The 10835-nt window shown below is 31.8% G+C and carries 9 protein-coding genes and 1 pseudogene; 6 read left to right on the top strand and 4 right to left on the bottom strand.

Translation table 11 applies throughout. The features are described 5' to 3' along the window. Nucleotides 1-241: 241 nt before the first annotated feature. The 3 genes from JJE11_RS07550 to JJE11_RS07540 all read left to right on the top strand — a co-directional run bounded on the left by JJE11_RS07550 (nucleotide 242) and on the right by JJE11_RS07540 (nucleotide 2871). A complete protein-coding gene (locus tag JJE11_RS07550) occupies nucleotides 242-409 on the top strand; it encodes a DUF896 domain-containing protein (protein WP_291634180.1) in 168 nt (55 codons plus the stop codon). A gap of 84 nt (nucleotides 410-493) precedes the next feature. Beyond that, nucleotides 494-1414 (top strand): HPr(Ser) kinase/phosphatase, encoded by a 921-nt coding sequence (hprK, locus tag JJE11_RS07545; RefSeq protein WP_291634179.1) that lies wholly within the window; start codon nucleotides 494-496, stop codon nucleotides 1412-1414. Nucleotides 1415-1431: 17 nt separating this feature from the next. After that, nucleotides 1432-2871, top strand: a complete 1440-nt coding sequence (locus JJE11_RS07540) for an aminopeptidase (protein WP_366927916.1) — start codon at nucleotides 1432-1434, stop codon at nucleotides 2869-2871. 292 nt (nucleotides 2872-3163) lie between these two features. Here the strand turns inward: JJE11_RS07540 and JJE11_RS07535 are convergent, their stop codons facing one another. Beyond that, complete coding sequence (locus JJE11_RS07535; protein WP_291634175.1) at nucleotides 3164-3997, bottom strand: PHP domain-containing protein; 834 nt, start codon at nucleotides 3995-3997, stop codon at nucleotides 3164-3166. 265 nt (nucleotides 3998-4262) lie between these two features. Here JJE11_RS07535 and JJE11_RS07530 point away from each other — a divergent pair, with 265 nt between their 5' ends. From JJE11_RS07530 to folK, 3 genes are all read left to right on the top strand, one after another. Further along, complete coding sequence (locus JJE11_RS07530; RefSeq protein ID WP_291634173.1) at nucleotides 4263-4745, top strand: HD domain-containing protein; 483 nt, start codon at nucleotides 4263-4265, stop codon at nucleotides 4743-4745. A gap of 40 nt (nucleotides 4746-4785) precedes the next feature. Next, nucleotides 4786-5592 (top strand): dihydropteroate synthase, encoded by an 807-nt coding sequence (folP, locus tag JJE11_RS07525; protein ID WP_291634171.1) that lies wholly within the window; start codon nucleotides 4786-4788, stop codon nucleotides 5590-5592. 63 nt (nucleotides 5593-5655) lie between these two features. Next, complete coding sequence (folK, locus tag JJE11_RS07520; protein WP_291634170.1) at nucleotides 5656-6474, top strand: 2-amino-4-hydroxy-6-hydroxymethyldihydropteridine diphosphokinase; 819 nt, start codon at nucleotides 5656-5658, stop codon at nucleotides 6472-6474. 26 nt (nucleotides 6475-6500) lie between these two features. Here folK and JJE11_RS07515 read toward each other — a convergent pair whose 3' ends face one another. The 3 genes and pseudogenes from JJE11_RS07515 to JJE11_RS07505 form a co-directional block, all read right to left on the bottom strand. Then, entirely contained in the window at nucleotides 6501-7553 is a 1053-nt protein-coding gene (locus tag JJE11_RS07515) for an NAD(P)H-dependent oxidoreductase (RefSeq protein ID WP_291634168.1), read from the bottom strand. Nucleotides 7554-7571: 18 nt separating this feature from the next. Then, entirely contained in the window at nucleotides 7572-8816 is a 1245-nt protein-coding gene (locus tag JJE11_RS07510; RefSeq protein WP_291634166.1) for a lactate dehydrogenase, read from the bottom strand. A 44-nt stretch (nucleotides 8817-8860) separates the two neighbouring features. Continuing rightward, nucleotides 8861-10835 (bottom strand): annotated as a pseudogene (locus tag JJE11_RS07505) (cytidyltransferase); the annotation flags it as partial.

Raw genomic sequence — 10835 nt, 5'->3', positions numbered from 1 at the left:
ACTACAAAATAGGCTATAATTTCAAGAAATAAATAAGAAATAAATAAGAGTTAAATGGTAAAAAAATACCAAAAACACTACAGATATGTTTGATTAAGTCATTTGTAATAATTTGTAAATGACGAAAAAGGTCTTAATTTTCTTGTGCTATAATTATAAAAATAGAATATGTTTGGTCTAGAATATTTATGAATAAAATAACTTGATATATAAAAAAGTTAAAAATACTGGGAGGGATATTATGAATAGCGATGAATTAACTGGCAGAATAAATTACCTTTATAAAAAAAGTAAAGAAGAGGGCCTTACAGAAGAAGAGAAAGTAGAGCAACAGGAATTGAGACAAAAATATGTTAATAATGTTAAAAGAAATTTTAGATCGCAACTAGATACAATTAAAAAAGTATAAGATTATGATTAGATTTAAAAAAACAACAAGTCAAAGATGCCTTAAAAACAATAAATTTAGAAATATATAAACGGGGGAGTTTAAATGGCTGTTACCATAGAAGAATTAATAGAGCATTTTAGTTTAGAGGTTTTAGTACAAGGAGATAACAGTAAACTAATTAATGTTAGCGATATTAATAGACCAGGACTTCAAATTGCAGGATTTTACGAGTATTTTGAAAGCAAGAGAGTTCAACTAATTGGCATGGCAGAGTGGAGTTTTCTAGATTGCATGGAAGAAGAACTTAGAAAGAAACGATTAAACAGATATTTTAAATTAGATACGCCTTGTGTTATTATTACTAGGGATTTGGTGCCACATAAAGAAATTGTGGATGCAGCAAGAGAAAACGGGCGATGGGTTTTACGAACGAAATTAATTTCCACAAGATTTATTAATAAGCTTACAAGTTACTTAGATACTAAGCTAGCTCCAGAAACTAGGCTACATGGAGTGCTTGTAGATGTTTATGGTATAGGAATATTAGTAACTGGAGAAAGTGGGATAGGTAAGAGTGAATGTGCGTTAGAATTAATAAAGCGGGGACATAGGTTGATTGCAGACGATGCGGTAGATATTAAAGAAATTGACGGAATGCTCCTCGGAAATTGTCCATACATAACATCAGGCATGCTGGAAGTCAGAGGCATGGGGATAATAGATATTCCAGCAATTTATGGTATGAGTTCCGTTTTAAACACTAAGACTATTAGTTTATTAATTTCACTTACTCAGTGGAATGAGAATGAAGAATATGATAGGCTTGGTATAGATAATGAATTTATGGATATATTAAATGTGCCTGTAAGAAAAATAACGTTGCCAATTAGACCTGGTAGAAATATAGCTGTGATTATTGAAGCGGCAGCAGCTAATTATAGATACAGTTTAAATTCTAAGATAACTCCTGTTGAAACTATAAATATGAGAATAGAGGAAATAACTAAAGCGCGTAATGAATAGACAAATAAAATGGTAAAATGAATACAATTTATATTAAGGAGGAAATAAACATGTCAGATGTTAAAAGTTTAGAAAAAAAATATGATGTAGCTTGGGACAAATATACTGAAGGTGATTTTAAAGACGTATTTAAATTATCTGATAATTATATAGATTTTATATCAAAATGTAAAACTGAAAGAGAATGTGTAACAGAGTTTGTTGCACTAGCTAAAAAGAATGGTTACAAGGACATTGATACGTACATAAATGAAGGTGCTAAATTAAAAGCTGGTGATAAAGTTTATGCAAACTGTATGGGAAAGACCTTAGCCTTATTTTTAATCGGTTCTGAGCCTATTGAAAAGGGTTTTAAAATTTTAGGTGCTCATGTTGACTCACCAAGACTAGATTTAAAACAAAATCCATTATATGAGGATTCAGATTTAGCATTAGTTAAAACACATTACTATGGTGGAATTAAAAAGTATCAATGGGTAACGCTACCTTTAGCGATACATGGTGTTGTAATTAAGAAGGATGGCACGGTAGTAAATATAGTAATTGGAGAAGATGAAAAAGAACCAGTAGTGGGAATTTCAGATCTTCTAGTTCACTTATCGGCAGAACAAATGAAAAAGACTTTAGATAAAGGTATTGAAGGAGAAGATTTAAATGTATTCATGGGAAGCATACCAGTAGAGGATAAGGATGCTAAAAATAGAGTTAAATTAAATATATTAAAACTATTAAATGATAAGTATGATATAGACGAAGAAGATTTTGTATCATCAGAACTCGAAGTAGTACCTGCAGGGCGAGCTAGAAGCTATGGACTAGATAGCAGTATGGTTATGGCCTATGGGCAAGATGATAGAGTTTGTGCGTACACTTCTTATGAAGCATTAATGAACATTAAGGACACAGACAAAACTTGTGTTGTATTACTTGTGGATAAAGAAGAGGTTGGAAGTATTGGTGCAACGGGAATGCAATCAAAATTCTTTGAAAACACAGTAGCTGAAGTTGTTAATTTAATGGGAGATTATAGTGAGCTAAAAGTAAGAAGAGCATTAGCGAGTTCAAAAATGTTATCGTCAGACGTAAGTGCAGCTTATGATCCAAACTTTCCGTCAGTTATGGAAAAACGCAATTCTGCATACTTCGGGAAAGGTATAGTTTTAAACAAGTATACTGGTTCTAAAGGAAAGGGCGGATGCAACGATGCAAACCCAGAATTTATTGCAGAGCTTAGGACTATAATGGAAAAACATAAAATTTCATGGCAAACATCAGAGCTTGGGAAAGTAGATCAAGGCGGCGGTGGCACTATAGCTTATATATTAGCTGAGTATGGTATGCAGGTTATTGATTCAGGAGTTGCTCTTCATAATATGCATGCACCATGGGAAATTGCAAGTAAAGCAGATATCTATGAAGCATTTAGAGCTTATGAAGCATTTTTAATTGAGATTTAAGAAAAGTGTATATTACTAATTAAGTAATGTTCTTATATTATGTTGCAATTAAAAACATAATATAAGAACATCGTTCAATCATAAATGTTTCAATGTGTAAAAAAAGTATATATTACGTATAATGCATTTGAACAAGCTTTAGAACTTCTTATTTTATTTTTAATTAAGATGCGTTAAGAAAAACATATGTTTGAGCGAAAGCGAGTTTATGTTTTTTAGCAGATTAATTAAAAATAAAATTAGTAGTTCTTAGCGAAGTGAACGCATTACTAGTAATATATACTTTTTTATTTTATGAATCTAATGCATTAACAAAAGTAGCTAGGTCATTATGGCTTAAGAAAACTGAACCTATAACACCATGACTGGTATCTGAGGTTGTAATTCCATGAAAATCTGAACCAGCAGTAATGAACTTATTGTATTCTTTAGCTTTTCCTTTCATAAACGCCTTTTGTTTTTTTGTGTTTATTGGATAGACTGCTTCAATACCATCAAAATTAAAGCGTAACATTTCATCTATAGAAGAATTTTTAATTAGCACCGGGTGTGCAAGCACAACTAATGCATTAACTTTTTTTAACATGTCTATACCATCTTCTGTTGAAATTTTTTTTGTTTGCACATATGCTGGACTATCGTCTGAGAGCAAATTATCAAATATATATTTCCAATCATATTTATAACCAGCATTCATTATGGCCTTAGCTATATGAGGTCTTGCTATTACCCCTTTCGCATCATCCAAAATTTTCTGATAATCTAATTTTATTTTGAAAAAAGTATCAAGATTTTCTACTATTTTTTCAGCTCTCGATATTCTATAAATCTCCATATCTTTCAGGAAATTTTGAAAATCTCCATTTTTATACTTATCGTCTTTAAAATAACCTAAAATATGAATGCTTTCTTTATTGTGAATAGTGGAGAGTTCTATACCAGGTATTACCCTTATATTTTTACTGATACCTTCGCTAATGCCTTCCTCAACGTTTAAAGTAGTATCATGATCTGTTATTGCAATAATATCTAAACCGTTTATGAAAGCCGTATGAATTAATTCCTTGGGACTTAGTTTTCCATCAGATGCATTTGTATGAAGATGGAAATCTCCTCGATTGTACATATAACCACCTCTATTTAAAGTTAAGACACATTCAAATAAAAGACAATTAAGTATGTTATTCTATTTTTATGTGTTTAGTACCATTTTAACTAATAATGTAGAATATTTAAAGGGGTTTGTAATAAATAATACTTATTATTTGATATAATAGGTAATGAAAGTGTGGTTGTAACTGAAATAAAAAGGTATTATGATAGATATGTAGAAAATTATAAGGAATAAACATTAACGCTAAAGGGGTTGAGAAATCATAGATAATAATTTAATGAATGATAAAATCAATCTTATTATAGAAAACCATATTTTTGTGTATAATTTAAAGAAGATTGAAAACTTTGAAAACCACAGAGAATTTTGCCTACATGATATGCAACACTTTCTAGATGTGGCACGACTTATGTATATCATGAGTTTAGAAAATACTTTAAATATACCCAAATACATGATTTATGCAACTGCATTTTTGCATGATATAGGTAGAGGCACACAGTATGAAAATGGGACACCACATAATATTGCTAGCTTGCCAATTGCTAAGAATGTATTACTGCAGTGCAAATATGATAATAAAGAAATTGATGAGATTCTTTATGCTATAGGAAACCATAGAATTAATACTGAAAATTTAAATAGTTTAAGTGATATATTATATAAGTGTGATAAGCTTTCAAGATATTGTGCTCACTGTATAGCTATTGATGGATGCAAATGGCCAGATGAGAAGAGAAATATGAAGATAATATACTAGACGTAATTGAGAGTAGATAAGGTGTTATAGGAGGCAATATATGAAAATAGGTAACGTAGATTTTGAAATAGGCAAAAGAACTTACATAATGGGGATTTTAAATGTTACCCCAGATTCGTTTTCTGATGGGGGGAGATTTAATGATATTGAAAAAGCCATAAAGCATGCGAAAATAATGGTGACTGAGGGAGCAGATATTATTGATATTGGTGGAGAATCTACAAGACCAGGTCACATATTAGTAAGCGCAGAAGAAGAAATAAAAAGAGTAGTGCCTATTATAGAGGCTTTAAAGAAGGAAATAAGGGTCCCCATTTCTGTGGATACTTATAAAGGCAAGGTTGCAGAACTTGCAGTAAGGGCTGGTGCAGACATGATTAATGATGTTTGGGGGTTTAAGAAGGACCCATATATGGCGAAAGTAGCTGCTAAGTATAATGTTCCTTGCTGCTTAATGCACAATAGAGAAAATAAAAATTACAATAATTTAATTGAAGATGTATTAAAGGATTTAGAGGAAAGCATAGCAATTGCATTAAATGCAGGAGTACCTAAGCAAAATATAATATTAGATCCAGGTATTGGTTTTGCAAAAAGTTATGAGGATAATTTAAAAACTATGAATAACCTAGAAAAGCTGAATAGCTTAGGGTATCCTGTACTTCTTGGCACCTCAAGAAAATCCATGATAGGATTTGCACTAGGACTCGCTGCAAATGAACGGCTTGAGGGGACACTAGCAACTACTGCTATAGGTATTATGAAGGGCTGCGAATTTATAAGGGTGCATGATATAAAAGAAAATAAAAGAGTTTGCGCTATGACAGATGCTATATGTAGAGGTTAAAAACCTTATTATTTATAAAGAAATATAGTGTAGATGCACTAGATATTAAGAGGAGACAATAGTATGGATAAAATATACATAAAAGACTTAGAAGTTTATGGACACCACGGTGTTTTTCAAGAGGAAAAAACCTTAGGGCAACGTTTCTTAATTTCATTGGAGCTTTCTCTTAGTTTAAGAGAAGCAGGCACCACTGATGACTTAACTAAGACAGTTCACTATGGTGAGCTTTGTCACCTAGTGGAGGAGGAATTTAAAAAAGAAAACTATAATTTAATAGAGAAAGCTACAGAAAAGTTAGCTGAATTTATACTTTTAAAATATGATTTAGTTCAAAGAGTAAAGGTTAAAATCAAAAAACCTTGGGCTCCTATTGGAAAACCACTTGAATATGCAGCGGTAGAGGTAGATAGAAAATGGCATATTTCTTATATTGGTATAGGTGGAAATATGGGGGACAAAGAGAAAAATGTAAAAGCAGCTTTAGAGCTTATAAGCAATTCATGTCATACTCAAATAACAAAGACGTCAAAATTTTATGAAACGAAGCCAGTAGGATATCTAGAACAAGAGGACTTCTTAAATTGTGCTATTGAAGTAAAAACACTTTTAAATCCATTGGAACTTGTAATATTTCTGTTATCTATAGAAAAGGAATTAAAACGGGAGAGAGTTATAAGATGGGGTCCTAGAACGGTAGATTTGGATGTATTATTGTATGATAATATTATTAGCACTCAAGACGAAATAATATTACCTCATCCAAGAATGCAGGAGCGAATGTTTGTTTTAGACCCACTGTGCGATATAGCACCTTATGCTATCCATCCGATTTTGAATAAAACTATAATTCAGATAAAGGAATCTTTAAAAAATAGCTAGTAACTAAAAAAGGAAATAAAAGCACCTTAGGCTTTTATTTCCTTCTTTATATTCTCTGCAAAGAAGTCAGCTTTTTCATCAATTTGTGGAATATTAAAAATTTCACCAGGGTCGTTAGCAATAGCCATTATGGAATAATATGGTGGCAATCTAAAGCCTTTATTTACATTTAAAGCTCCAATTAATTGTTTACTAATAGAATCACTTGCAGAATTACCAGATACAACCACTGCAAAAATGGTTTTATCATAAAACTGTATTTTCCGATATAGTACTGTGAGTCTATTTATTACAGCTGTTAAGTTTGCAGCTACTGCATCATTATAGTTAGGACATAGCCATATTATTACATCAGATTTTTCAATAGCAGGTAGGACAGCATTGACCATGATTCCTCCATAAAAACACTTTTTTTTCGTGCCGTAGTGAGTGCATAATTTATAAGAGCAACCGTTACAGTCTAAAACCTCCCCATTTTCTATTTGTAGTTCTTTGATATTGTAATCATAAAGATGCATTGAGATCAAATGCCATAAATCCAAAGTATTAGAAGTTTTATGTGGACTTGAGTATAGCACTAATATTTTAGGATTATTTATGGTAACTGGGTTATATTCTAGTAATCTGTTTCTGAGCCTTGAACACATCTTTAAACAAATTTCTTCTACTGGTAAATCCAATATCTTTTTCCAAGTAAAAAAATTCCTCAGCGTCGAAGTTGCTTCCACCACACTATGACCGATGAAAGAGCACCCTAAGTTGTTTGCAAGGTATATAATATCTTGACTTGTACGTTTGGTACCATGCTCAGTATTGCTATGAATGAGGAGTGCAGCAACGGAGCCTAAAAGGCATTTGTCACCTTTTTTAGTTAATTTAGAAAAAAACTCAAGCATTGCAACATCACAATCTATATCTGTAAGCTCACAAGCAAAGAATATTTTTTTATTTTGAAGATTGGGAATATTGTTAGAATCCTCAATTAAAGTATAATTTGTGTAAGAAGTCACCTCTTTTATCATTTCTGAAAGCATGGGAGATATATTTTTGTTAGGTATAATTACAAATAAATCCTTCATAAAAACCTCCTTTTAAAATTATATGAATTCACTAAGAAGTTTGTAGGTTGAATTTAGCTTGCTAAGTAGTACTTCATTTAGGTCCAAGGTTTCTAGCTGGCTGCCGGAAGGGAGAAGTCTATTTTTACAACCCATAAAAGTACCTCCAATAAAGGTAGCACTATAATGCCACTGTGAATTAATAGTGGCAAGTATTGACAAGGCACCAGAAGAAAGAGCTGGGGCAATATAGGGTTTAAAGCCTGTATTGCGAATTTCTAAGTTAGCAGTCTTAGTACTATAAGTTAAAGCTTCAGAAAGTGATTCATTGTAGCGTGCAATACTATCGGCTATTATGAGACCATCCCCATGTGGACCAAAAGCTCTACCCTCATGAATATAATGTTTTGTAGTATCTTCCTTCAAAGCATAATAACAGGCCCGAGCATTCATAACACCTAAACCGTATCCTCTTATTTGTTCTGGTGCTAAACCCTTAAAGTCTGAATGCCCAGCACTATCTTTATTACTTTCGATAAATGCTACTTTGCAAAGCAAATCTACTGGATCTGATACTACAGCAAATATACCCTTAAAGTTTTTCTCACGTGCAAGGGTAGCATATTGCCCAATAATTTTAGAGTTGCCTTTAAACTGCACTAATCGAACATCTTCTGCCTCTTTACCTACCGCAGGGACTCCAACAGATACACAAAATACAAACATATCACAGTCAAACACTCCCTCTTCGCTTAAAGACATTATTTCTATAGAACTTTCCTTCATATCTGGTGATAGAATTTGACTAAGTTCATATTTGTAGCGTTCCATGCGACTTATATCTCTATCATAAAGTCCTAAGCAATGAATTTTTTCCACACCTAAAAGTCTTAGACCAGTAAGCAAAGTACCACCAACATCTCCCAGCCCTACCACATGTATTCTCCATTTAGTAGGCTGATTATAAGTTAAAACTTCCTGCCAGTTAGGATATTGTGTGTTCAAAGATGTAACTCTATTATTTTTAATAGCAAGCTTTATCCACTGAGGCACGTTTGCAATGGACGCTTTAGGATTTACAAGTAAATTTAAGTTTTCCTCCTTTAGGAAGAGAAAATTTTCATGGGATACAGAAAAACTTCTACGCGAACTTTCCGGATTAAGGCTACTCAGAGCAAAAATCATGCCTGTATATTTTTCTGCTTGGATTTCAGATATAACACTCATATTACTATATTCATCTTTAGATATTAATAGTTTTTCATTGCACATATAGTAAAACATTCTAAAGCACCTCCTTCTAATTATTTTGAATTAAAATTTCCTTTTTATAACATATTATCTAGTCTATGCAATCGTTGTAAATCATTTTCTAGGTAGTGGGATGGGGATATATTTAAGTCATAGTGCATATCGCGCCCAATATCAGGACAACGTGGAAGAGTAAATACTTCACCTAGGGAAGCTAATGTTAAGTTCCGTGTATATAAAATATGGTATTCATTTTCTAAAACTTTTAAAAGCTCTATAGAATTTTCAATACACACCTTAGACAATTCGTAAATATTCATCTGTGAAGTATTCTTTACAAAAACTGGGTAAGTATAAGGAAGAATTAAATTAATGGACGGAAGCAAGTTTCTTTTTGGATAAAATCCTCTCCAAAGCGAATCTCCACCGATGAAGGGATATAGTGTATTTTCATTAAACCAGTTTTTAAGTTTTGGTAAAAAATAAGCACTATCAACTTCCCTTTTCTGCATATCCATAAGGTCTTTTCCACGCCCTGATAGGATTCCAACAATAATTTTTTTTACATTTACCGACTCTTTTCGAAGGAGAGGATCTAAAGCTTTTATTCTATAACCTTTGTGAAGTATGTTATCAACAAGTATTACAGGTCTATTAAAGGATTTTATCATTTTAATTTGATGCTCAAGACTTAAGTAATAAGGGACTTCTCCAATATTAAATTCCTTAACATCAGGGGTGAAAAATTTTTCAGTATGCAATGATTTAGTAACTGTATTTGGAACTAAATATCTATCAAGCATATCGCCAAAAGGTACACACATAGCATCGCCCTTTTGCTTTGAGTGACTTATTTTAATTGGAACATTATTTTCACTGCATACCTTTTTTATCATTTTTTGATGAAGAACATCACTATCGAAGGATAATACTAATTCACCAGGGTATAAATTAGTAAGTGCCTTTTGCAAAACTTTTCTTGTTTCGCAAATAACTTGATTTACTCTTGGACTACTTCTAAAAGGTTCTTTAAGAATATTTTCCATGTCTAGATTTAATATGCAAGGATTATTCATATCTACTACTAAGGCAGTTAAACTAGGGTCAGTGGTTTCGACTTTTTTAAAACCTTGTAAATACAGAAGTTCAGTTAAAGAAGGACCATATAATTCTTGCAGCATCGGTTTGAAAATTGCATATTCATAGTCTCTAGATAATGCATAGGCTAAAGATTCTGTAATAAGTATTTTCTCGAGCGCTCTATATTTTTCTTTATTGTTTATATACATTAAATCAATAAGAATAATTCTACCGGATGCGTTTTCACGAACATATCTTGATAATTTATCATCATTTAATTCTTTGTACAAATTATTGGAACGAATCCAGTGCATTGATGCAAAACCTAGGATTTCATGAGTTAGGATGTTTTTAATTATTACAAGTTTGGGTGAGATTTTTTTTGAAAGTTTAATTAAAATTTGTAAAACAAGTTCTTGATCATTACAGGAATTAGAAAGTTTTTTTATGAAAGCATCAGTAAATTCTTCAGCAAACGCAATATCTATATTAGGAGCGGCTAAAGAAAGTTTGTCTAGTGGTTCTCTTTGATAAAAGCCATATTCATAAATATACTGCTGAACAAGCGGATCAATTAAACTTGAAATATCACGGTTATCATCAATATAATTTCTAATTTGACTAGAACTAATATTCGCATAAGTAGAAGAAAGATTTATTAATTTGATTTCACCAAGAATTTTTTTTGTAGCTTCTTCTAAATGCTTATTTTTTCCCCTTTCAAAAATTATATGTGGGAAATTGTGTATAGAGTTTTCAGTGATAGGCTTTTTATAGCATGTAGAATTTAAAATTACATCACTGCCAGCAACAAAGTAAACTTCAGATTCCTTGAAATTTTCTTTTAATATTTTTAAATCCTCTGAATTTGAAATATTTGTTGGAAAGTCTTCAGGATAAATAAAAATATTCAATTCATCTGCGATAGACATACTAAGCAAATTCTTACGTAGTAAGTTTGGTAAAGTTTTT

This window comes from Clostridium sp. (genome assembly GCF_016650095.1).
GTDB lineage: Bacteria > Bacillota > Clostridia > Clostridiales > Clostridiaceae > Clostridium_AD.
This window is presented reverse-complemented; position numbering and strand designations above follow the sequence as displayed.